The sequence below is a fragment of the Streptococcus sp. sy018 genome (assembly GCF_007859185.1).
Lineage (GTDB): Bacteria > Bacillota > Bacilli > Lactobacillales > Streptococcaceae > Streptococcus.
In genome coordinates this window covers 392,531-416,787 of record NZ_VOHN01000001.1, presented here as the reverse complement: position 1 = coordinate 416,787, position 24,257 = coordinate 392,531, and the positions used below count along the sequence as shown (strand labels likewise).

The 24,257-nt window shown below is 37.3% G+C and carries 22 protein-coding genes; 16 read left to right on the top strand and 6 right to left on the bottom strand.

The window, feature by feature from the left end; all coding sequences use genetic code 11:
- The first annotated feature begins 13 nt into the window (after positions 1-13).
- Positions 14-1,384 (top strand): H2O-forming NADH oxidase, encoded by a 1,371-nt coding sequence (nox, locus tag FRX52_RS02005; RefSeq protein ID WP_146460525.1) that lies wholly within the window; start codon positions 14-16, stop codon positions 1,382-1,384.
- A gap of 91 nt (positions 1,385-1,475) precedes the next feature.
- On the opposite strand, the gene FRX52_RS02000 is transcribed toward nox, so the two are convergent.
- Positions 1,476-2,456 carry an L-lactate dehydrogenase gene (locus FRX52_RS02000; RefSeq protein WP_146460522.1) on the bottom strand — a complete coding sequence of 327 codons (981 nt, stop codon included), beginning with the start codon at positions 2,454-2,456 and terminating at the stop codon, positions 1,476-1,478.
- 180 nt (positions 2,457-2,636) lie between these two features.
- On the opposite strand from FRX52_RS02000, the gene gyrA reads away from it, so the two are divergent.
- The 4 genes from gyrA to FRX52_RS01980 all read left to right on the top strand — a co-directional run bounded on the left by gyrA (position 2,637) and on the right by FRX52_RS01980 (position 7,337).
- Positions 2,637-5,084 (top strand): DNA gyrase subunit A, encoded by a 2,448-nt coding sequence (gene gyrA / locus FRX52_RS01995; protein WP_146538319.1) that lies wholly within the window; start codon positions 2,637-2,639, stop codon positions 5,082-5,084.
- Between the two features lie 8 nt (positions 5,085-5,092).
- Positions 5,093-5,830, top strand: a complete 738-nt coding sequence (locus FRX52_RS01990) for a class A sortase (RefSeq protein ID WP_146538318.1) — start codon at positions 5,093-5,095, stop codon at positions 5,828-5,830.
- Positions 5,831-5,905: 75 nt separating this feature from the next.
- Entirely contained in the window at positions 5,906-6,307 is a 402-nt protein-coding gene (locus tag FRX52_RS01985; protein ID WP_146538317.1) for a VOC family protein, read from the top strand.
- Between the two features lie 67 nt (positions 6,308-6,374).
- Complete coding sequence (locus FRX52_RS01980) at positions 6,375-7,337, top strand: DUF1002 domain-containing protein (protein ID WP_146538316.1); 963 nt, start codon at positions 6,375-6,377, stop codon at positions 7,335-7,337.
- A gap of 10 nt (positions 7,338-7,347) precedes the next feature.
- Here FRX52_RS01980 and FRX52_RS01975 read toward each other — a convergent pair whose 3' ends face one another.
- Entirely contained in the window at positions 7,348-8,295 is a 948-nt protein-coding gene (locus FRX52_RS01975) for an FAD:protein FMN transferase (RefSeq protein ID WP_146538315.1), read from the bottom strand.
- A gap of 127 nt (positions 8,296-8,422) precedes the next feature.
- On the opposite strand from FRX52_RS01975, the gene FRX52_RS01970 reads away from it, so the two are divergent.
- Genes FRX52_RS01970 through FRX52_RS01940 form a run of 7 tightly spaced genes read left to right on the top strand, consistent with a single transcriptional unit; the run spans position 8,423 to position 14,466 of the window.
- On the top strand, positions 8,423-9,001 hold the full coding sequence (locus FRX52_RS01970) for a thymidine kinase (RefSeq protein ID WP_146538314.1): 579 nt from the start codon (positions 8,423-8,425) through the stop codon (positions 8,999-9,001).
- Between the two features lie 18 nt (positions 9,002-9,019).
- Entirely contained in the window at positions 9,020-10,099 is a 1,080-nt protein-coding gene (prfA, locus tag FRX52_RS01965) for a peptide chain release factor 1 (protein ID WP_146495395.1), read from the top strand.
- On the top strand, positions 10,099-10,947 hold the full coding sequence (prmC, locus tag FRX52_RS01960) for a peptide chain release factor N(5)-glutamine methyltransferase (RefSeq protein ID WP_146538313.1): 849 nt from the start codon (positions 10,099-10,101) through the stop codon (positions 10,945-10,947). The genes prfA and prmC overlap by 1 nt, the downstream gene beginning before the upstream one ends.
- Positions 10,922-11,566 (top strand): L-threonylcarbamoyladenylate synthase, encoded by a 645-nt coding sequence (locus tag FRX52_RS01955; protein ID WP_146538312.1) that lies wholly within the window; start codon positions 10,922-10,924, stop codon positions 11,564-11,566. Before prmC ends, FRX52_RS01955 begins: the two co-directional genes overlap by 26 nt.
- Positions 11,567-11,625: 59 nt before the next feature.
- Complete coding sequence (gene glyA / locus FRX52_RS01950; protein ID WP_146538311.1) at positions 11,626-12,879, top strand: serine hydroxymethyltransferase; 1,254 nt, start codon at positions 11,626-11,628, stop codon at positions 12,877-12,879.
- 1 nt (position 12,880) lies between these two features.
- A complete protein-coding gene (locus FRX52_RS01945) occupies positions 12,881-13,855 on the top strand; it encodes a nucleoid-associated protein (RefSeq protein WP_146538373.1) in 975 nt (324 codons plus the stop codon).
- Entirely contained in the window at positions 13,852-14,466 is a 615-nt protein-coding gene (locus FRX52_RS01940; protein WP_146495387.1) for a lysozyme family protein, read from the top strand. The genes FRX52_RS01945 and FRX52_RS01940 overlap by 4 nt, the downstream gene beginning before the upstream one ends.
- A gap of 26 nt (positions 14,467-14,492) precedes the next feature.
- Here the strand turns inward: FRX52_RS01940 and FRX52_RS01935 are convergent, their stop codons facing one another.
- The 4 genes from FRX52_RS01935 to FRX52_RS01920 form a co-directional block, all read right to left on the bottom strand.
- Positions 14,493-16,211, bottom strand: coding sequence for a phospho-sugar mutase (locus FRX52_RS01935; RefSeq protein ID WP_146538310.1), 1,719 nt, complete (start codon positions 16,209-16,211; stop codon positions 14,493-14,495).
- Between the two features lie 88 nt (positions 16,212-16,299).
- Positions 16,300-16,866 carry an ECF transporter S component gene (locus FRX52_RS01930; protein WP_146538309.1) on the bottom strand — a complete coding sequence of 189 codons (567 nt, stop codon included), beginning with the start codon at positions 16,864-16,866 and terminating at the stop codon, positions 16,300-16,302.
- The gene (gene coaC / locus FRX52_RS01925) at positions 16,859-17,404 is read right to left on the bottom strand and encodes a phosphopantothenoylcysteine decarboxylase (RefSeq protein WP_146538308.1); all 546 of its coding nucleotides are present in this window, start codon (positions 17,402-17,404) and stop codon (positions 16,859-16,861) included. The genes FRX52_RS01930 and coaC overlap by 8 nt, the downstream gene beginning before the upstream one ends.
- On the bottom strand, positions 17,397-18,086 hold the full coding sequence (locus FRX52_RS01920; RefSeq protein ID WP_146538307.1) for a phosphopantothenate--cysteine ligase: 690 nt from the start codon (positions 18,084-18,086) through the stop codon (positions 17,397-17,399). The genes coaC and FRX52_RS01920 overlap by 8 nt, the downstream gene beginning before the upstream one ends.
- A gap of 129 nt (positions 18,087-18,215) precedes the next feature.
- On the opposite strand from FRX52_RS01920, the gene FRX52_RS01915 reads away from it, so the two are divergent.
- From FRX52_RS01915 to FRX52_RS01900, 4 genes are all read left to right on the top strand, one after another.
- Positions 18,216-19,886: a formate--tetrahydrofolate ligase gene (locus FRX52_RS01915; RefSeq protein ID WP_146538306.1), complete on the top strand. Its 1,671-nt coding sequence runs from the start codon at positions 18,216-18,218 to the stop codon at positions 19,884-19,886.
- Between the two features lie 444 nt (positions 19,887-20,330).
- On the top strand, positions 20,331-21,929 hold the full coding sequence (gene cls / locus FRX52_RS01910) for a cardiolipin synthase (RefSeq protein ID WP_146538372.1): 1,599 nt from the start codon (positions 20,331-20,333) through the stop codon (positions 21,927-21,929).
- 378 nt (positions 21,930-22,307) lie between these two features.
- Complete coding sequence (gene xerS, locus FRX52_RS01905) at positions 22,308-23,378, top strand: tyrosine recombinase XerS (protein ID WP_146538305.1); 1,071 nt, start codon at positions 22,308-22,310, stop codon at positions 23,376-23,378.
- Between the two features lie 125 nt (positions 23,379-23,503).
- A complete protein-coding gene (locus FRX52_RS01900; protein ID WP_146538304.1) occupies positions 23,504-24,223 on the top strand; it encodes a PASTA domain-containing protein in 720 nt (239 codons plus the stop codon).
- Positions 24,224-24,257: the final 34 nt, after the last annotated feature.

Below are 24,257 nucleotides of genomic sequence, written 5' to 3'. Positions count from 1 at the left end.
TAGAGATTTTAAAATGAGTAAAATTGTTGTTGTTGGTGCAAACCACGCGGGTACAGCTTGTATTAAAACAATGTTGTCAAATTATGGTAGTGAAAACGAAATTGTTGTTTTTGATCAAAACTCTAACATTTCTTTCCTAGGTTGCGGAATGGCGCTTTGGATTGGTGAACAAATTGCTGGACCGGAAGGTCTGTTCTATTCTGATAAAGAACAATTGGAAAGTATGGGAGCTAAGGTTTACATGAACTCTCCTGTTGAGTCTATCGACTATGACAAAAAAGAAGTTCATGCAGTTCTAGAAGATGGAACAAAACATGTTGAAACTTATGACAAATTGATCTTTGCAACAGGTTCACAACCAATTCTTCCTCCAATCAAAGGTGCTGAAATCAAAGAAGGTTCTCGTGAATTTGAAGCTACACTTAAGAACTTGCAATTTGTTAAATTGTATCAAAATTCAGCAGACGTTATTGAAAAACTAAAAGATGCTGATATTAAACGTGTTGCTGTTGTTGGTGCAGGTTATATTGGTGTTGAGTTAGCAGAAGCTTTCCAACGTAAAGGCAAAGAAGTCATCTTGATTGACGTTGTTGATACATGTCTTGCCGGTTATTATGACAAAGATTTGACTGATATGATGGCTAAGAATCTTGAAGATAATGGCATCCAACTGGCTTTCGGTCAAACGGTTAAAGAAATCGCTGGTGATGGTAAAGTTGAAAAAATCATTACTGATAAAGCTGAGTACGATGTTGACATGGTTGTTTTGGCTGTTGGCTTCCGTCCTAATACAGCTCTTGCTGGTGATAAAGTTGAATTGTTCCGTAATGGTGCATTCCTTGTTAATAAGAAACAAGAAACAAGTGTTAAAGATGTTTATGCAATTGGTGATTGTGCAACAATCTATGACAATGCAACTAAAGACACTAGCTATATCGCTCTTGCATCAAATGCCGTTCGTACAGGTATCGTAGCAGCACATAACGCTTGTGGTACAGATCTTGAAGGAATTGGTGTTCAAGGGTCAAATGGTATTTCAATCTATGGCTTGCACATGGTATCAACTGGTTTGACACTTGAAAAAGCAAATCGTCTTGGTTTTGATGCTGAGGTCACTGAGTTTACTGATAATCAAAAACCAGAGTTTATGGAACATGGTAACTTCCCAGTAACGCTAAAAATCGTTTACGATAAAGAATCACGTCGTATCCTTGGTGCTCAAATGGTAGCTCGTGAAGATATGTCTATGGGTATTCATATGTTCTCACTTGCTATCCAAGAAGGTGTAACGATCGAGAAATTGGCACTAACAGATATTTTCTTCTTGCCACATTTCAATAAGCCATACAACTACATCACAATGGCTGCTCTTAATGCAAAATAATTTAATAAATCTCAGCCAAAGAGCTGAGATTTTTTCTTGTTTAATGACTAATAAAAAACATCCTTAATCATTAAGGATGTTTTTTATTAAATTAGTTTTTACTAGCAGATGCAAATTCTTCTTTCGCAAATGCTTCATCAATAATATCTTTTAATTGTTTAGCAGAAGCTTGCATTTTTTGAAGTTCAGAATCGTTTAATGGAATATTGACTGGGTGAACAACACCGTGTGCACCTACAATAGCTGGTTGACCGATATAAACATCTTCAACACCTTCGTATTGTCCATCTTGATAAACTGAAATTGGAAGAACAGCTGATTCATCGTCAAGAATAGCTTTTGTAATACGAGCAAGAGCCACAGCAATACCATAGTAAGTTGCTCCTTTTTTGTTGATGATTGAATAAGCGGCATCACGCACAGAAATAAAGAGATCAATCAAACCTTGCTCATCAACGTCTTGGTTATCTTTTAACCATTGTTCTAATTTAACACCGGCAACGTTAGCATGTGACCAAACTGCAAATTCTGAATCACCATGTTCTCCCATGATATAAGCATGGACTGAACGTGCGTCAACACCGATTTTTTCAGCCAAGGCCTGACGGAAACGAGCAGAATCAAGTGAAGTTCCTGAACCGAGAACACGTTCTTTCGGGAAACCTGAGAACTTCCAAGTCGAGTAAGTTAAGATGTCAACTGGGTTAGCTGCAACAAGGAAAATTCCATTGAAACCTGACTCAACAATTGCATTAACAACTTCTTTGTTGATGCGAAGGTTTTTTTCTACCAAATCCAAACGAGTTTCACCTGGTTTTTGTGGAGCACCTGCTGTCAAAACAACTAAATCAGCGTCATGACAGTCAGAATAATCAGCAGCATAAATCTTTTTAGGTGATGTGAAAGCAAGCGCATGGCTCAAATCTTCAGCGTCACCTTGAGTTTTTTCTTTGAAAATATCAATAATTCCAAGTTCTTGTGCAATACCTTGAGTAACCAAGGTGAAGGCATAAGATGAACCAACGGCACCATCGCCGACAAGGATAACTTTTTTGTGTTGTTTAGTTGTCATATTCTAAACATCTCCCTTTATATTTTATTGGATTTCTCCATACGAACCTTATTCTATCACTTTTTGTGAAAAATGTCATTAAGAAAATGAAAAATCCTTGATGAGAACGCTTACAGACCGAGAGTTTTAGCTTTTTATGGTATAATAAGAAGGTGAGTTTCGTGAGAAAAGAGGCAGAAAATGCAAGATAAAAATTTAGTAAATGTCAATTTAACAAGTGAAATGAAAACAAGTTTTATTGACTATGCCATGAGTGTAATTGTGGCTCGTGCCTTGCCTGATGTTCGTGATGGCCTTAAGCCCGTTCATCGTCGAATTCTATATGGGATGAATGAACTAGGGGTGACACCAGATAAGCCTCATAAGAAATCGGCTCGTATTACAGGTGATGTCATGGGTAAATACCATCCTCATGGTGATTCATCTATTTATGAAGCCATGGCTCGTATGGCTCAGTGGTGGAATTACCGACATATGTTGGTTGATGGTCATGGAAATTTTGGTTCAATGGATGGTGATCGTCCAGCGGCTCAGCGTTATACTGAGGCAAGAATGAGCAAGATTGCTTTAGAAATGCTGCGTGACATTAACAAAAATACGGTTGACTTTGCAGATAACTATGATGGTAGCGAGCGAGAACCTTTAGTTTTACCTGCTCGTTTCCCTAATCTTTTGGTTAATGGGGCAACAGGAATTGCAGTTGGTATGGCAACCAATATCCCACCACACAATTTAGGAGAAACAATCGAGGCGGTCAAAATGGTGTTGGATAAGCCAGAATCAACAACCCGGGATTTGATGACGGTTTTACCTGGTCCTGATTTTCCGACTGGCGCTTTGGTTATGGGTAAGTCAGGCATTCATAAGGCTTATGAAACAGGTAAGGGGTCTATTGTTTTACGAGCTAAGACAGAGATTGAAGAGATGTCCAATGGTCGTGAACGGATTGTCGTGACAGAGTTTCCTTACATGGTCAACAAGGTTAAAGTTCATGAGCATATTGTTCGCTTAGCTCAAGAAAAACGTATTGAGGGAATTACGGCAGTTCGTGACGAATCTAATCGTGAAGGCGTTCGTTTAGTTATTGAAGTCCGACGTGATGCGTCAGCGAGTGTTATCTTAAATAACCTTTTCAAGTTAACCAGCCTGCAAACAAACTTTGGTTTCAATATGCTGGCCATTGAACATGGTATTCCTAAAATTCTTTCCTTGCGTCAAATTTTAGATAATTATATTGCCCATCAAAAAGAGGTTATTACACGTCGAACACAATTTGATAAGACCAAGGCAGAGCAACGAGCACATATTTTAGAAGGTTTGTTGATTGCTTTAGACCATTTGGATGAAGTGATTACAATTATCCGAAATAGTGAAACTGACGCCCTAGCTCAAGCTCAGTTAATTAAGCGATTTAATTTATCGGAACGTCAAAGTCAAGCCATTTTGGACATGCGTTTGCGTCGTTTGACTGGCTTGGAACGAGATAAAATTCAGTCAGAATATCAGGATTTATTAGCTTTAATTGCTGATTTAGCTGATATTTTAGCCAAACCAGAACGTGTTATTGCCATTATCAAAGAAGAACTTGAAGAAATCAAGCGTAAGTATGCTGATGAACGTCGTACAGAATTGATGGTGGGTGAAGTTCTATCAATTGAAGATGAAGATTTGATTGAAGAAACAGATGTTTTGATTACCTTGTCTAATAAGGGATATATCAAGCGTTTACCACAAGATGAGTTCCGTAGTCAGAAACGTGGGGGACGTGGTGTTCAAGGAACAGGAGTGAATGATGATGATTTTGTTCGTGATCTAATCTCAACCAGTACCCATGACGTTATGCTCTTTTTTACAAATAAAGGACGTGTCTATCGTCTGAAAGGCTATGAAATCCCTGAATATGGTCGTACTGCCAAGGGGCTTCCAGTGGTTAATCTGCTCAAACTAGAGGAGAATGAGACCATCCAAACGATTATGAACTTGAAGAGTGATGATTTTGCGAATAAGTTTCTTTTCTTCACGACCCAACAAGGCCTTGTGAAGCGCTCAAGCTTATCAGCTTTTAGTAATATTCGTCAAAATGGTTTGATTGCCTTGAATTTGAAAGAGAACGATGAACTGATTAACGTTTTGTTGACAGAAGGCCAAGATAATGTTATTATTGGGACTAAATTTGGTTATTCTGTCCGTTTTGATGAAACAAAAGTGAGAAGTATGGGACGTAGTGCGTCTGGAGTCAAGGGATTGAGTTTACGAGAGGGTGATTGTGTTGTCGGTGCCGCCCGTATTAACGACAGCCAAGAAGTGTTGATTATTACAGAAAATGGTTTTGGTAAACGAACATCAGCTAGTGAATATCCAACTAAAGGCCGTGGCGGTAAAGGAATTAAAACCGTTAACATTACCGAACGCAATGGTCATTTGGCAGGTCTTGTCACGATTACAGGGAATGAAGATGTTATGGTCATGACAACGACTGGTGTGATGATTAGAACCAATGTTCAAAATATCTCTCAAACGGGTCGTTCAACGCAAGGCGTCAAGGTTATGCGGTTGGATCAAACAGCCAAAATTGTCACTTTTACCTTGGTTGAGGCAGAAGAAGCCGTAGAAATAAGTGAAGAATAGAGGGAAATATGGCAAAGAAATCAAGAAAAATTAGTAAATGGTTGCGTCCATTACTATTGAGCCTTATGCTAATTGTTGGATTGGCTCTGGTCTTTAACAAATCCATCCGTAATAGCTTAATCGCAGTCAATACCAATAAATACCAAGTTTCTAAGGTAACTAAGGAAAAAATTGAAGAAAACAAACAGTCAGAAGGGAACTTTGATTTTTCAACGGTAAAATCTATTAGTACCGAATCTGTACTGGCTGCTCAAATGGAGGCTCAAGAATTACCAGTTATTGGTGGTATTTCTATCCCAGAATTGAATATTAACTTGCCAATTTTTAAGGGCTTAGATAATACTGCTCTGACTTATGGAGCTGGTACCATGAAAGAGGAGCAGGTTATGGGCGCAGAAAATAACTATGCCTTGGCCAGTCATAATGTCTTTGGTTTGACAGGAGCTTCCGAAATGCTCTTTTCACCATTAGAGCGTGCTCAATTGGGAATGAAAATCTATCTCACTGATAAGGATAAGATTTATACCTATGTGATTTCTGATATTACAGAAGTAACACCTGAGCATGTTGAAGTTATTGATGATACACCAGGTGTTAAGAATCTCACCTTGGTCACTTGTTCAAATCCTGAAGCAACTGGACGAATTATTGTTCATGCTACTTATGAAGGAGAAGTTGATTTCAGTCAGGCTTCTCAAGAGATTCAAGATTCCTTTACAAAATCTTACAATCAAATTAGCTTATAAATTCAATAAAAGACTGGATAAATCCAGTCTTTTATTTTGACTTATGATATAATAAAGAAAAATTGGAGAATAAGAATGAAATTAGATGTGATTCATCATGTGGCAATCATTGTTTCTGACTATGACAAGTCACGAGATTTTTATGTAAACAAGTTAGGTTTTGAGATTATCCGAGAAAATCATCGTCCTCATAAGCAAGACTATAAACTTGATTTGAAATGTGGGACGATTGAGTTGGAGATTTTTGGTAATAAGCTATCAGATTCCTCTTATCAAGCTCCACCAAAAAGATTAGATTATCCAGAAGCTACTGGGTTAAGGCATTTATGCTTTAAAGTAGCAGATGTTGAACAGACTAAGAAAGAACTGGAATCTATGGGCATTTTTGTTGAACCAGTTCGCTATGATGATTATACTAATGAAAAATTAACCTTTTTCTTTGATCCAGATGGCTTACCTCTAGAATTACATGAGTGATTATTAAGAAAAAGATAAGTTTATTGTGTTATTGTAGTGTTATTTAGAAAGATTAAGGAGAATAATGATGAAATGGCATAAAATTTTGATGGCTAGTGCAGTGATTTTTACAACTAGCATGGCAACCAGTAATGTTCAAGCAAATAGTCAAGTCCAAACGGTTATTGATGAAACTTATGTGCAACCTGACTATGTCTTGGGGTATTCTTTAACTGAAGAACAAAAGGCGACAACGCTGAATTTGTTGGGTTACAATAGTCAAGACCAGCAACTTAAAACCATGACAACCAGTGCTTTTGCTCAAATCATGAATGTTGCTGATGATCCAAGTTTGCAGTTGTATTCTTCGGTGAAAATTCAAAAATTAGGTTCATCAGGCACACTGAAAGTCAATATCGTGACACCAGAAAATATTACCAAGGTAACAGAAAACATGTATCGTAATGCAGCCGTTACTTTGGGGATTGAAAAGGCAGAAATTACAGTGGCTTCTCCTATAGCCGTAACGGGAGAAAGTGCTTTAGCGGGTATTTATTATTCTTTGGAGCAAAATGGTGCTGAAATTGCGACAGAAAATAAAGAACTGGCTCAAGAAGAATTGAGTACTTTGGCTAATATTGCTGCTGAAAATCAAGATAAAGAGAATTTTGATGCTGATAAATTAAATGTGGCTTTGACAGATATTAAACAGGCTGTTGCAGATGGTGGTTCTAATTTAACCAAACAAGATATTGAAGAGATTGTTAACAATACTTTAACTAATTATGGCTTGAATACAAGTATGACCAGTAATCAAATTACTTTAATTGTCAATTTTGCACTTAATCTATCAAAAAGTGGCGTGATTACAGATGCAGCTTTCAAATCAACCTTATCATCTTTGAAAGATAGTATTGTGGCTGAGGCAGGTTCGCTGTTTGACCAGGTGAATTTGAATTTTGATGCCAATGCTAGTATTGAAGAAAGTAAAAATTTCTTGGCTAATATTTGGCAACAAATCATTACCTTTTTCAGAAACTTAATCAACTAATAAAAAAGTTCTAGACCAAGCGTCTAGAACTTTTTTGATAAGATTTTAGGCGATTTGAAAGATACAGTTGATTGTCTTTATCAATGATAATGCCTTCTAACTGTTGGTGTTGATTGATATAATTCAGTGCCGTAGCAATAGGTAAACCAAATAAGCGAGTACTCCAAATATCTGCTTCAAATGATTGAGGACTAATAATGGTTAGGCTTGCCATGTCACTATCTATGGGAAAACCTGTTTGCTTATCAAGAAGATGATGATATGATTTGTCACCATCCTTAAACTGCCTTTCATAGATACCAGATGTGACGATAGATAGATTTTTTATAGGTAGGGTCAATAAATGTTGACCACGATCTGCCTTGGGGTCTTGTATCCCAATGAACCAAAATCCACTAGGGTGATTGGGATTAGGTCCGTGAGCCAAAACATTACCACCCAAATTAAGCATGGCAGAAGTGACTTGTTCTTTTTTTAAAAATGCCATCAATTGATCAGCAATGTATCCCTTGGCAATAGCTCCTAAATCTAGTGACATATTAGGACGGTTCAAAGAGATAGTTGAGGTGTTTGAATCAAGCAATATATCACTGGCTTGGCTATTAAGTAGTGCTTTTTTAATACTGTCATGGGTTGGGAGATGGGCATCTGAAAAACCAATTCGCCAAACATTGACCAAGGGACCGATGGCGATATTTAACTGGCTCTGGGGTGCCAGACTGTGTTGCTTTCCAATAGTAATCAAGTCAAACAAGTCAGGAGCGATAGTAAGTGGGCTCTGATAGGCTTTATTATGAATTGTTGTTAGCTCAGAATGCTTATCATAAGGACTAAACCGTTGGGCATAGTAACGTAATTGTCGGCAAGTTTCTTTCAGTACTTCATCACTATATTTACCAGTAATCATTACGTCAATTTGTGTTCCCATAAGAGATAAACGAGTTTTAGCGAGTGTCATACATTTTAGTGTATCATAAAATGCATTTCTGTGATAAGCATTTTTTTATTTTATCCTTGCTGACTTATCCCAAAAAGCAGAAAATATGATAAAATAAAAGGAACTATGTTTTAGAATAGGAATGAAAATGGCACAGCTATATTACAAATATGGAACCATGAATTCAGGTAAGACCATTGAGATTTTGAAGGTGGCTCATAATTATGAAGAACAAGGCAAGCCTGTTGTTATTATGACGAGTAGTTTGGATACACGAGATGATTTTGGAATTGTTTCCAGTCGGATTGGTATGCGTCGTGAGGCCCTGCCGATTGCTGATGATACTGATATTTATAGCTATATTGAAAATTTAGCAATCAAGCCTTATTGTGTCTTGATTGATGAGGCTCAATTTTTAGGCAAACACCATGTTTATCAATTGGCTCGTGTGGTAGATGAGTTGGATGTACCAGTTATGGCTTTTGGTTTGAAAAATGATTTTCAAAACCGTTTATTTGAAGGGTCAGAACAGTTGTTATTGTTGGCAGACAAAATTGAAGAAATAAAAACCATTTGCCATTTTTGCAGTAAAAAAGCGACGATGGTACTACGAACTGAAGATGGCAAACCAGTCTATGTTGGTAATCAAATTCAAATTGGTGGCAATGAAAGCTACACATCTGTTTGCCGCAAACATTATTTTAATCCAGAACCATTAACTATTTAAATTACAAAGGAGAAACGGATGAATATTTATGATCAATTACAAGCAGTGGAAGACCGTTATGAAGAGTTAGGCGAGCTACTGAGTGATCCACAAGTGGTATCGGATACTAAGCGATTTATGGAATTATCTCGTGAAGAGGCAAATACTCGTGATACCGTGACGGCTTATCGTGAATATAAACAAGTGATTCAAAATATTGCTGATGCAGAAGAGATGATTAAAGATGCTGGTGGCGATGCAGAATTGGAAGAAATGGCCAAAGATGAGTTGAAAACAGCAAAAGCAGAAAAAGAAGATTATGAAGAAAAGTTAAAAATCTTGCTACTGCCAAAAGATCCTAATGATGATAAAAACATCATCTTGGAAATTCGTGGTGCAGCAGGTGGTGATGAGGCGGCTCTTTTTGCTGGTGATCTCTTAGCCATGTATCAAAAATATGCTGAAAGTCAAGGCTGGCGTTTTGAAGTCATGGAAGCCTCAACAAATGGTGTCGGTGGCTTAAAAGAAGTTGTAGCTATGGTATCAGGGCAGTCTGTTTACTCAAAACTCAAATATGAATCAGGTGCCCATCGTGTTCAGCGAGTACCTGTAACAGAAAGTCAAGGACGTGTCCACACATCAACGGCGACAGTTTTAGTGATGCCAGAAGTAGAAGAAGTTGAATATGATATTGACCCTAAAGATCTTCGCGTGGATATTTACCATGCTTCTGGTGCAGGCGGTCAGAACGTCAACAAGGTAGCAACAGCAGTACGTATTGTTCACTTGCCAACTAATATCAAAGTTGAAATGCAGGAAGAGCGAACGCAGCAAAAAAATCGTGAAAAGGCGATGAAGATTATCCGAGCTCGTGTTGCAGATCATTTCGCTCAGATTGCTCAAGACGAACAAGATGCCGAGCGTAAATCAACTATTGGTACAGGTGATCGCTCAGAACGTATTCGAACTTATAACTTCCCACAAAACCGTGTGACAGACCATCGTATTGGTTTGACGTTACAAAAATTAGATACTGTATTGGGTGGTAAGATGGATGAAGTAGTGGATGCTTTGGTTCTTTATGATCAAACTCAAAAATTGGAAAAATTAGCTAACTAATGAATTATGCAAGCTTACTAAATCATTATGGTGATCAGTTAGAGCTGGTTGGTGAAGAAAGAGAAGCTCTGAATTTCGTTTTTAGAGAAATGAAAGCTTGGTCTTACACTGAGTTTGTTCTTAAATTGTCCCAAGAAGTTGAACTTGAAGATGCTTCTATCATAAAAGAAATTTTTGAACAACTTTATAGGCACTATCCAGCTCAATATATTTTAGGAAAAAGTCAGTTTTATGGACTAGACTTGATGGTGGATGAACGTGTTTTGATTCCACGGCCAGAAACAGAAGAATTGGTGGATTTGATTTTGGCTGAGAATTCTGCTGCTATTTTAGACGTTTTAGATGTTGGAACAGGCAGTGGAGCTATTGCTTTGAGCTTGGCTAAGACTAGAGCTGATTGGCAGGTGACTGCTAGTGATATTTCACAAGACGCTCTTGATCTGGCACAAACGAATGCTCAAAAAAATAACTTAGAGCTTACTTTTGTTCAATCTGATTTACTGACAAATATTGAAAGTAAGTTTGATATTATTGTTTCTAATCCCCCTTATATTGCTTATGAAGATGAAAATGAAGTAGGAATAAATGTTTTAATGTCTGAACCTCACCTTGCTCTCTTTGCTGAAGAATCGGGATTAGCTCTTTATCGACGATTAGCTGAAACCAGTATTGCTTTTCTTAAACCACAAGGTAAGATTTATTTAGAAATTGGTTACAAACAAGGACAGGCTATCAAAGATCTGTTTGCCTTACATTTTCCAAATAAAAGAATTCGTGTTTTAAAAGATCGATTTGGTCAAGATAGAATGGTGGTGATTGATCATGAGTCTAGAACAATTGGTGGCTAAATTAAAACAAGGAGAAGCGCTCGTTTTACCAACAGAGACAGTCTATGGTCTTTTTGCCAATGCCATGAATGAAACAGCAGTCAATCATGTGTACCGTTTGAAAAAACGACCAAGAGATAAGGCCTTAAACCTTAATGTTAGTAGCTTAGAGGATATTTTAGCTTATTCTAAAAACCAACCTGCTTACCTAAAAAAGCTCTATCAGGCTTTTTTGCCAGGCCCATTAACGCTAATTTTGTCTAGTAACGATGCGGTGCCAACATGGATTAACTCAGGACTAGATACGGTTGGTTTTCGACTGCCTAGTCACCCAATCACACGAGAAATCATTCAACAAGTGGGACAACCTTTGATTGGGCCATCTGCGAATTTGTCTGGTCAAGTCAGTGGTCGAGTATTTGAACAAATTATTAAGGATTTTTCTAATCAAGTGACTGGTATAGCTGATGATGCTGCAATTTTGGGAGTGGATTCGACAATTTTAGACTTGTCTAGGCCACAGGCTCGTATTTTAAGACAGGGCAGTATTACCAAGCAACAACTACTTGAGAAAGTACCAGAACTTGTTTTTGAAGAAGATAGTTTATCAGGCTATCATGAGATGGATTCATCAATCTAATTTGTGATTACAAGAGTGAACAGCTCAATAGACAATTTTTTAGAATTTAGGAGAAAAAGATGATTTTTGATAAGGAAAATTACCGAGATTTTGATCCAGAACTTTGGCAAGCTATTGATCAAGAAGGACTTCGCCAACAAGATAATATTGAGCTAATTGCCTCGGAAAATGTGGTGTCAAAAGCAGTTATGGCAGCTCAGGGTTCTCTATTGACGAATAAATATGCTGAAGGCTACCCTGCCAAACGTTATTATGGTGGCACAGACGTGGTGGATGTGGTGGAAAATTTAGCTATCGAACGTGCCAAGGAACTTTTTGGTGCTAATTTTGCTAATGTACAGCCTCATTCGGGTAGTCAAGCCAATGCAGCAGCCTATATGGCTTTGCTTGAACCAGGTGATACGGTTTTGGGAATGGATTTATCAGCTGGGGGGCATTTAACTCATGGTTCTCAGGTTAATTTTTCAGGTAAGACTTATCATTTTGTTGCTTATGGTGTTGATAAAAAGACCGAACAATTGGACTATGAGGAAATCTTGTCCTTGGCTAAAGCACATCAACCTAAAGTGATTGTTGCTGGAGCATCTGCCTATTCTCGTACGATTGATTTTTCTAAATTCCGTGAGATTGCAGATCAGGTTGGGGCAAAGCTCATGGTCGATATGGCTCATATCGCAGGTTTAGTTGCGGCTGGTTTACATCCAAATCCTGTTCCTTATGCTGATGTGGTAACTTCAACTACTCATAAGACCCTGCGTGGACCTCGTGGTGGTTTAATTTTGACTAATGATGACGAACTAGCTAAAAAACTCAACTCCGCTATCTTTCCATGTTTGCAGGGTGGGCCATTGGAGCATGTCATCGCAGCTAAGGCAGTAGCTTTCAAGGAAGCCTTAGATCCAGCATTTAAGGATTATATGAAGGCAGTTTTGGCTAATAGTCAAGCCATGACTCAAGTTTTTGAAAAAGACTCTGATTTTCGTTTGATTTCTGGTGGCAGTGACAACCATCTTTTCTTGGTTGATGTGACGAAAGTAGTGGAGAATGGAAAAATTGCTCAGCACATTCTAGAAAGTGTTAATATTACCTTAAATAAAAATAGTATTCCATTTGAAACCTTATCACCGTTCAAAACGTCTGGTATTCGTATTGGTACTCCGGCCATTACCAGTCGTGGTATGGGGATTGTAGAAAGTCAGACAATCGCCCATTTGATGATTAAGGCTTTGAAAGAAGCTGATAATGAAAACACTTTGTTTGAAATTCGCCGTGACATTAAACGATTGACTGATAAATTCCCTTTATATGACTAAGATAGACGATTTTTACTTAAAAAAGATTATTATTCATCAATTTAGCCCTGCGGATACTGATTTGCTCTTATCTGATAGGGAAATTGTTTTAACGCCTAAACTAGATGATTATTTTAGAAAAAAACTTGCCAAGGTTTTTTCTGATGAAGCCAAACGAGGTCAGTTTTCAACTGACAGCCCCTTTCTTTCTCATTTATCTGATGATTTTCTGTTGACTTCCATTAAGATTAGTCAGATATGGAAAGAAGAATTTGTCATTAGTGAAGATCAAAAGGTCAACGACTTAATCTTTATTCAATTTGATCGTGAAGGCCAAGCTTATTTTGCCTTTTTACGTCTGGCACTTCGTGAACAATTAGCACATATTGGTCAAGAAGATCGACCAATAAAACTTAGTCAAAATAATCTACCTAGTCCTAGTCAAACGCCAGATGAAGCTCTAGTTATTAACTTGGATAATTTAACTTATTATCTGATTGAAAAACGTGTCAAGCATAATGGTTCATTTGCCAATTATTTTTCTGAAAACCTGTTACAAACAACTCCACAAGAGTCCGTTAAAAAATCAATCAAGGTGCTAGAACAAGCAGCACAAAAGGTAGCCAACCAATTTCACCAAGATGATTTTACTTTTCAATCTAAGATGAAATCAAGCATTTATGACCAATTAGAAGAAAAAGCAGAATTATCACCAGAAGACTTGGCTAATCAATTGTTTGATGATAATTTGACAGCTCGCTTAACTTTTGTTGATCAAGTTAAGGAAAAAATTCCAGAGCCAATTAAACTAGCGGATATTGATCATTCACGTCAGATTAAGAAATTGGAAAATCAAAAATTATCCTTATCTAATGGCATTGAGTTAATTGTGCCCAATAAGGTTTACCAAGATGCAGAAGTAGTGGAATTTATCCAAAATGATAATGGAACCTACTCAATTCTAATTAAAAATATTGAGGATATTAGTAATAAATGAAAAAATGGCTTGGCCGATTTATCTCCTTTTTTATATTGCTTGCGATTTCGATAGCTTTTTGGTTAATTTATCAAGATAGTCAGCGAGTATTGTCTTATAGACCTTTGGTTAAACAAGTGTTGAACACGCGTCAGAGTAACCTAAGTGAAGAACTAATTTTAGCTATGATTTACACGGAAAGTAAGGGAAAAGGACAAGACATCTTACAAGCTAGTGAGAGTTTGACTGGTCAAGTCGGTCAGATTAGTAGCTCTAAATCTAGTTTGGAAGTTGGTATTGACTTATTTGAGCAAAATGTAAGTTTAGCGACTAAGAAAAAGACAGATAGTTGGACAGCTGTTCAGGCTTATAATATGGGTACAACTTATATTGATTATGTAGCTGAAAATGGTGGAAAAAGTAACATAAATTTAGCAAGAAGATTTTCACGAGATGTTGTTGCTCCTAGTTTAGGCAATACTAATGGCGCAACCTATACTTACTATCATCCTTTGGCTATCATGTATGGTCAGCCTAGTCTGTATCAAGATGGTGGCAATAGTTATTATGCTGAACAGGTTAAACTTAATCGTTTTATTTTGAAAATCATGTCGTGGCTAATCAAAAACTAGAAGAGTTGAAAACTCTTCTAGTTTTTTTATTTGATAAAATCATTGATTTCTTGTTCAATATTAGCGATTTTTTCTTCAGCTTGAGCAAGACTCTCACCCACCGTAGCAATATAGAATTTAATCTTTGGTTCTGTTCCAGATGGACGAACTGCAAACCAAGAATCGTCAGCTAGAGTGTATTTGAGAACATCACTTGGTGGCGTTGTAAGTTTTGTTACTGAGCCATCTTCATAAATGGCTGTTTGTTGATCAAAATCTTCAAATAAACGAATAGCCGTTTGATTGAACTGACTTGGTGCTTGTTCACGGAATTTAGTCATAATGGATTTGATTTGAGCCGAACCGTCAACACCAGATAATTCAATTGAAATTGTTTTTTCAGCAAAGTAACCATATTCTTGATAAATTTGTTCAATACCATCAGCTAAGGTCAAGCCTTTTGAACGATAGTAGGCAGCAATCTCAGCAACGAGTAGAACAGCTTGGATCGCATCTTTATCACGAACGAAAGGTTTAATGAGATAGCCAAAACTCTCTTCAAAACCAAACATGTAGGTATGATTATGTTTCTCCTCAAATTCTTGAATTTTTTCAGCAATAAATTTGAAACCAGTCAAAACATTGAACATGGTTGCCCCATAGCTTTGAGCAATCTTAGTTACCAAATCTGTTGACACAATTGATTTTGCCAAGGCAGCATTTTCAGGTAGAGTACCTGCTTGCTTATGGGCTTCTAAGATATATTTGGCAATGATGGCTCCAATTTGGTTTCCAGAAAGGTTTTTATAAGAGCCATCAGCTTGACGAATTTCAACGCCTAGACGATCTGCATCAGGATCAGTTGCTACTAATACATCAGCATTGACTTGACGACCTAATTCTTCAGCTAGGGTAAAGGCTGCTTGACTTTCTGGATTTGGTGATTTAACTGTTGAAAAATCTGGATCTGGCATGGCTTGTTCAGATACGATTTCAATGGATTCAAAGCCAGCTTGTGCCAATGCACGACGAGTCAACATCTCCCCTGTTCCATGCAGTGGGGTATAGACAATTTTCATGTCTTTACCATATTGTTCAATGAGATTTTTGTTAATGTTAACCGATTTGACTTCCTTGAGGTATTCAGCGTCAATGGCTTCACCAAGTATGTCAATCAGTCCTTGAGCTTTGGATGTTTCAAAATCAGCGATTTCAATGGTAAATGGATCGTCAATAGAACGGATAAAATCAGTTAAGGCCGCTGCATCTGTTGGTGGCATTTGTCCCCCATCTTCACCATAAACCTTGTAACCATTAAAAGCCGCAGGGTTATGACTAGCTGTAATCATGATACCCGCAAAGGTTTTTAGGTGACGAACTGCAAAAGATAATTCGGGTGTTGGACGTAGGCTTTCAAAAACATAAGATTTGATACCATGTTGAGCCAAAACACGTGCTGAATCTTGAGCAAATTCTGGTGAGAAGTGGCGTGAATCATAAGCAATGGCAACACCACGTTCTTTAGCTTCTTGCCCCTTGCTCTCAATCAATTTTGCCAATCCCTCAGTCGCTTGACGAACAACATAAGTATTGATACGATTAGTTCCAGCTCCGATATAGCCACGCATACCAGCCGTTCCAAATTCTAGGTTGGTATAAAAGGCATCTTCTTTGGTTTTTTCATCCATAGCTAAGAGTTCTTCTCTAAGATAGCTTGGTAGGTTGGTCACAGTTAACCATTTGTCGTATTGTTCTTGATAAGACATGGATTTCTCCTCTATTTTATATTGTAAATCGCTTTCATTATATCACATTTAAGCAAAAAAATCATGAATTTAGTCATGATTTTTTGATTTATTTGAATTTTATTAGGCGAGGAACGATAGTAGCTGTGAAAAAACTAGCGAGTAACATTTCAGCCAAAGAATTGGTTGTTAAGATACTTGCCAAGAGAAGTTTGACATCACCATTATAACGTTCTGCAAAAAAGAGAAATATCCCAGATAGAACAAAAACGGTATTGGTCAATGAGCCAAGAGCACCAGCTAAGATTAGTCCAACTTTATTTTTCATTAGACAATAGACTAAATAAGGACTAAGGCCGATAAGGAATCTAGGAATAATGGCAATGAGTACAGAATAAAGATTGCCACCTTCGACAAAAGGAGAAAAGAGATAGCTAGCAGGAGAAATAGCGAGACTATTTGTGATTAAGCTAAGTAAGCCCATGAGACCGCCAAGTAAGACTCCTGTACGCCAACCATAAGCAATAGAGGCAATGATGACTGGAATATGAACCAAAGTTGGCTTAATAGGTAGTGGCAAAATACTAAAAACAGTCGTGGTTAAATACTGGATAACAAGCATCAATCCAAAGAAAATAGCAATTCTAGCAATTTGAGATGATTTTTTTTTATTCACTAAGTGTATCTTCAACTTTCTGTAAAATAATGTCAAGGTCAGCTAAAGCTCCCTGACCAATCTCTCCACAGGCTAATAAACTATGGCGTGGAGTGATTTCCTTATAACCAATTTCTTGTAGGATTTTAAGATTTTTTTGGGTAAGGGGATGGCAATACATCTTGGTATTCATGGCTGGAGCAATTAGTTTAGGAGTATCTGCTGGTAAGGCCAAGGCAGTCGCTGTCAACATATTACCAGACAGACCTTGAGCCAGTTGTGCAATCGTGTTGGCGGTTGCTGGAGCGATTAAGAAAAGATCTGCCTCCTTACCAAGATCAATATGATTGATTCGATTAGCCAATTTTTCTTCCATGATATCCAAATGAACAGGTTGTTTGGATAGGACTTGTAGAGTTAAGGGAGTGATAAACTGAGTGGCTGCTTTGGTCATGATGACATGAACCTCATAACCTTTCTTGGTTAGTTGACTGACTAAATCAGCCCCCTTATAAGCTGAAATACTGCCACTTAAAGCGAGAACAATGGTTTTAGCCATTTTGTTTCACCACTCTTTCGTAAATTGCTTGAGCAATCTCTTGTTTAGAATGAACTTCTTGATAACCAGTTTTATCTAGCAAGTAGGCCTTGTGCTGATCACCTGTAATCTGACTAAGATCATTAGCCACAATCAATTCTGCTTGATTGATTTTCAGACTTTTTTGGGCTATTTGGAGTAACTCTTCTTGAGAAACATTGACCAAGAGCTTAAAACCAATCAGACGAATGGTAGGATTCCACTCTTTGACTTTCTTGATGAGCTTTGGTGTTTTTTTCAAAAAAAGAACTTGGTAGTCAGCAGCAGAAGAAATCTTATCTTGAGTATTTTTCTTGCTTAGTAATCGAGCGACATCCGTATTTTGTTTTAGCTCGTCAAGGTCAGTCATATAAATAGGGCTATAATCAGACACTGCCATACTATGAATTAAGACCTCATGTTTAGCAACCTGTTCTTGTAAACAAACTTGCAAATCAGCGACTGTTTTCACTTCAATTAGTTGTAAGTTAGAATGAGGTTGGGGGCGATGACTATTTGGGCTAGTGATTAAGGTTACCTCATGATCATGGTCTAGAAAGGTTTGGGCAATGAGTTGTCCTAAACGACCAGTTGCATGATTAGTGAGGCTGCGCACTTGATCAATAGGTTCGCTAGTGCCACCAGATGTTATCAAAATTTTCATATTCCATATTATACAAGAAAAAGCGAGTTTCGTAAATGTAAAACATAGAAAGCAAGATATTATCTAGGCATTTAACTGAGGATATGATAAAATGACAATATTAAATTGAAGGAAAAGGATGGGTTAGACATGAAAACAGATATTGAGATTGCACAAGAAAGTCGTCTAAAGCCTATTAGCCAAATTGCTCATCAAATAGGCTTAACGGAAGCGGATTTAGAACTTTATGGATCTTATAAGGCCAAATTATCTTTTGATAAAATCAAGACTTTGGAACATCAAGCCTTGGGTAAATTGATTTTGGTGACTGCTATCAATCCAACACCAGCAGGGGAAGGCAAATCAACGGTGACCATTGGCTTGGCAGATGCCTTAAACCATCAAGGTCATCAAGCTATGATTGCCCTTCGTGAGCCGTCTTTGGGGCCTGTTATGGGCGTAAAAGGTGGTGCAGCAGGTGGAGGCTATGCACAGGTCTTGCCTATGGAGGACATCAATCTTCATTTTACTGGAGATATGCACGCTATTACAACTGCTAATAATGCCTTGTCTGCCTTGATTGACAATCATCTTCATCAAGGCAATTCCTTGAATATTGATCCTAGACGGATTATTTGGAAACGTGTTCTGGATTTGAATGATCGAGCTTTGCGTCAAGTGACTGTTGGCTTGGGTGGGCATTTGAATGGTATTCCTAGAGAAGATGGTTTTGACATTACGGTTGCTAGTGAAATGATGGCGATTCTTTGTTTAGCGACGGATTTGGCGGATTTGAAAAAGCGTTTGGGTCAGATTCTTATTGCTTATCGTTATGATCAGACCCCTGTATATGTTAAGGATTTAGCTGTTGAAGGTGCCTTGACTCTAATTTTGAAAGATGCGCTTAAACCCAATTTGGTTCAGACAATTTATGGCACACCAGCTCTTGTTCACGGAGGCCCTTTTGCCAATATTGCTCATGGTTGTAATTCCGTTTTAGCAACTAAAACAGCCTTACAACTGGCAGACTACACGGTTACTGAAGCTGGTTTTGGGGCGGATTTAGGAGCTGAAAAATTTCTTGATATTAAAGTCCCCAATCTTCCCAAGGCACCAGATGTTATTGTCATTGTAGCAACGATTAGAGCCTTAAAAATGCATGGTGGTTTGAATAAATCTGACTTGACTAAGGAAGACCTAATTGCTCTTGAAAAAGGATGTGCCAATTTGGAACGTCATATTAAAAACATGCAGTCTTACGGTATTCCAGTAGTGGTCGCCATCAATCAATTTGTTTCAGATACTCAAGCTGAACTAGTTTGTTTGAAAACATTTTGTCAAAAACAAGGTGTCGCAGTTGCCTTAACTAAAGTTTGGGAACAAGGTGCTAAGGGTGGTGTTGAACTAGCTGATCTGGTTGTTCAAACGATAGAACAAGAAAGTAGTTCTTACCAAGCAATTTATCAAGCAGAAGATAGTTTGACTGAAAAAGCTAGAAAAATTGTAACCAAAATTTATGGTGGTCGTTCGGTACAGTTTTCAGCTAAGGCTCAAAAACAACTGGTTCAGTTTGAAACAGATGGTTTAAGTCATCTCCCACTTTGCATGGCAAAAACCCAGTATAGTTTTTCAGACAATCCCCAACTTCTAGGAGCACCAGTTGATTTTGACATCACTATTCGTGAGTTTGTTCCTAAAACAGGTGCAGGATTTATTGTTGCCTTGACTGGTGACGTTTTAACCATGCCAGGTTTACCCAAAGAACCAGCCGCCTTAAACATGGATGTCACAGTTGATGGTAAAGCACTTGGATTATTTTAAGTGACAGTTTAGACAAAACAATATATAATAAAGAAGAATAGAAGTAGAAAAATATCGGGAACTACGCACCCTCAGGGTATCTGAAAAGTGGGGAAATCCCGTCCCACCTATTCCTAAGCACTTAGAATACTAAGTGCTTTTTTATCTATCCAAATTGTGCTGAAGATATTGTATCATTGATTGAAATGTAATGTCGTTTGGAGCAAGGATGATAAGTAAGGTACAACTTATTGGTTAATGGAAAGATGTCCTGGATATTCTGGTAGAAAAATTGAAAAGAGAATGCTATTGAGTTGTACATGCGTTATTGTGATTGTTTTAATAGGCATGATATTATTAGTTACTCTATTTTTGGATTATTTTAATTTTTGCCAGCCTCTTCTTTCAAAAAATTACTCAATTATGATAAAATATGATGAAGCATAAAAGATGGAAAGGATTAGAATGAGCACCAAGAAAAATCAAAAAAACAAGAACAAACTAAAGACTAGGTATTTATTAGATAAGGGACGACGTAGTTTATTAAGAGGAATTTTTAGTCGAACAACGGTGATTGCCATTCTCTTAATTATTCAAGTTCTTTTTCTTATGGCAACATTTTCTTGGTTTAATCAATATCAAGCTTATTTCCGAGCCTTAGAAATTGTCTTAGGTTTGGCAGCTATTTTATACTTAATCAATAGTGAGATGGATGCCCTTTCTCGTCTGACTTGGTCGTTATTGATTATGTTGACGCCACTTTTAGGCGTTTTATTCCTGATTTATACCAAAGTTGATTGGGGTTATCGTGGTTTAAAAACTCGATTGGCTGAATTAACGACCATGAGTCAGCCTTATTTATCTGATAATATTAAAGTAACCAATCAATTAAAAAAAGAAAAATCGACTACCTATAATCTTGTCAAGTATTTTCAACGAACTCGAGATGGTTTTCCAGTCTATCAAGGGACTAAAGTGACTTATTTCCCTAGTGGTGAAGCTAAATTTGCTGAACTCAAACGTCAGCTCTTGCAGGCTAAAAAGTATATCTTTTTAGAATACTTTATTATTGATGAAGGTCTGATGTGGGGGGAAATCTTAGCGATTTTGGAAAAAAAAGCTAGCGAAGGAGTAGAGGTCAGAGTGATGTATGATGGCATGATTGAGTTTTCAACGCTATCATTTGATTATACAAAACGTTTGGAGACCTTGGGAATCAAGGCTAAGGCCTTTCTAGGTATCTCTCCTTTTATTTCGACCTATTATAATTATCGTGATCATCGAAAAATTGTTGTGATTGATGGTAAGGTTGCGTTCACAGGCGGTGTCAATCTAGCCGATGAATACATTAACCATATTGAACGTTTTGGTCATTGGAAAGACAGTGCCATCATGTTAGAAGGTAAAGCTGTTGATACTTTTACAGTTTTATTCTTGCAAATGTGGTCAATCACAGATAGTAATCCTGATTTTTCTGCTTATCTGCCTAGGCATCAAGAAGCAAGTAAAAAAGAAGATGGCTATGTGATTCCGTATGGTGATTCCCCTCTTGACTCTGATAAGATAGGGGAAAATGTCTATATTGACCTGCTTAATCATGCTCGTGACTATGTTTATATCATGACCCCTTATTTAATCTTAAATAGTGAGCTTGAGCATGCCATTAAGTTTGCCGCTGAACGTGGTGTAGATGTTCGTTTGATTTTACCTGGTATTCCTGATAAGCAAGTACCTTATGCCTTGGCTAAGACTTATTATAAAACCTTGTTAAAATCTGGTGTTAAAATCTATGAATACACCCCTGGTTTTGTTCATGCTAAAGTGTTTGTTAGTGATCATATTAAAGCTGTTGTTGGAACTATTAACCTAGATTATCGTAGTTTGTACCACCATTTTGAGTGTGCAACCTATCTTTATAAAGTCCCAGCAATCAAGCAAATTGAACAAGACGTTCAGCAAACCTTAAGTCACTGTCGTCAAGTCAGCTTAGAAAACTTAAAAGAAGAACCGTTAGCAACAAAACTAACTGGTTATGTCGTTAAAACTATTGCACCTTTACTTTAAATATGATATGATAAATAACATGCGATGAGTCGATACATGATTTAGTTAATAAATCATTATTGAGCATGGGACGTCATAAGGCAGGAGCCGACGTTGATAGGTTGTGTGAACCTTCCTATCACATCATGATTTGATGCCCTATCCCCTCTATATCAGAGGGGATTTTTTTATTTTTCTTCATGGGGGACTTGTTACTTGCAAATGAGTTAATAGACAACGAGACTTATTTCAAAAGTATCTAGTAATATTTATAAGGAGAAGTTGGCTAGTATTGTTCAGAGTGAGTTTTTTCCATAACGTCTTTCCGAAAAACTATAATTTTCTTGAAAGATGATAAAGTATATGTTATACTAGCTATATAAATATGGAGGATATCTTATGCGTCGTGAACTACTACTCGAAAAAATTGATGACTTGAAACAGATGATGCCTTGGTATGTTTTGGAGTACTATCAGTCAAAATTGGCAATTCCTTATAGCTTGACAACCCTCTATGAATATTTGAAAGAATACCGACGTTTTTTTGCTTGGATTTTAGATTCTGGTTTAAGTCAGGTAGCGACCATTTCTGATATTCCTTTAGAGATTTTGGAGCATTTGACTAAAAAAGATATGGAGGCTTTCATCCTTTATTTGCGTGAACGTCCTTTATTAAATGCCAATACCCACAAAAATGGTCTATCTCAAACGACAATCAACCGTAGCTTATCAGCCTTATCTAGCTTGTACAAGTATTTGACCGAAGAGGTTGAAAATCAAAATGGTGAACCTTATTTTTATCGCAATGTCATGAAGAAAGTTTCAACAAAGAAAAAAAAAGAAACCTTAGCAGCTAGGGCTGAACAAATTAAACAAAAATTATTTTTAGGGGATGAAACCACGGCGTTTTTGGACTATGTTGACCACACTTACGCTACCAAGTTATCCCCACGAGCCCTCTCCTCCTTTCAAAAAAACAAGGAACGTGACCTAGCAATTTTAGCACTACTGCTTGCTTCAGGTGTTCGTCTGTCTGAAGCTGTTAATCTTGATTTGCGGGACCTTAACATGAATCTAATGATTATTGATGTGATTAGAAAAGGTGGGAAACGTGATTCTGTTAATATTGCTGCTTTTGCTAAGCCTTACTTGGAAAATTACCTAGCGATTCGCCAAGTACGTTATAAGGCTGATAAAACTGACTTAGCTCTCTTTTTATCAGAATATGCAGGCAAGGTGAACCGCATGGATGCTTCAAGCATTGAAAAAATGGTGGCTAAATACTCTGCTGACTTTAAGGTTCGTGTTACCCCACATAAATTGCGTCACACGCTAGCTACCCGACTGTATGATGCGACAAAATCTCAAGTTTTGGTTAGTCATCAATTAGGTCATGCCAATACTCAAGTCACAGATCTTTATACTCATATTGTTGATGATGAGCAAAAAAATGCCTTGGACAACTTGTAAACATAATAAAATTTATGTAAAATAACTATCTACTGCTTAGGACGGATTTTCTTAAAAGTGGGGCACAAGAAAAGACAAAAAGACTGATATTTTGTATAATCAAGGCATAGAAAGAGGAGAATGAGATGAAAAAAACAGGAAATTTAACAAAAACCTCAGGTAAATTATTGGGAAATGTTAGTAAGGTTTTTGGGCTCTTAGATACGGTTGATATTGTGAGCAAGGTGACTGATAGTACCATTCCCTTAATTGATAAAGCCTTAGATCGTCATCATGAACATCGTCGTAGCCTAGTTCGTTTGGATAATCTAGTTCACATGGATCTCTTTGAAGCCAAGGCGCACTTAGAACAACAAGGTTTTATTGTAAGTACTATTTTAGCCAAACCTAGTAAAAAATATCAACAAGCAAAAATCAATGAAGTGGTTGAGATGTCGCCCAAATCTGGTAAATTACCAATTGGGTCTTTAGTTAAACTATACTATTTGGATCACAGTCTTATGAATCAAATCAAGGAAATGATTAGTTTACCAGATTTAGTTGGTTTACCCATTAGTCAAGCTCAGGACATTCTTGACGAACTAGGTTTAAAGCCTGTTCCACTTCTATTGCCAGCCAGTAAGGAATATGCTAAATATCAGCCTAATCAAGTCATTAACATGTCACCCAAACCAAACTTGGTTAAAAATCAAATCAAAAAAGGAAGCTTGGTTAAACTGAATTATTTAAATGAAGAGAATTTACTAGCCAGTCAAGCATTGGCACAAGCTTGGGCAGAAAAACAGGCAAACCGTCAGGAAAAAGTATTAAAGACTCTTAAACAAACAGGGAAAATCTTTAAGTAGTCTAATTTTGAAGATAATAAAAAGGAGTTGTTCA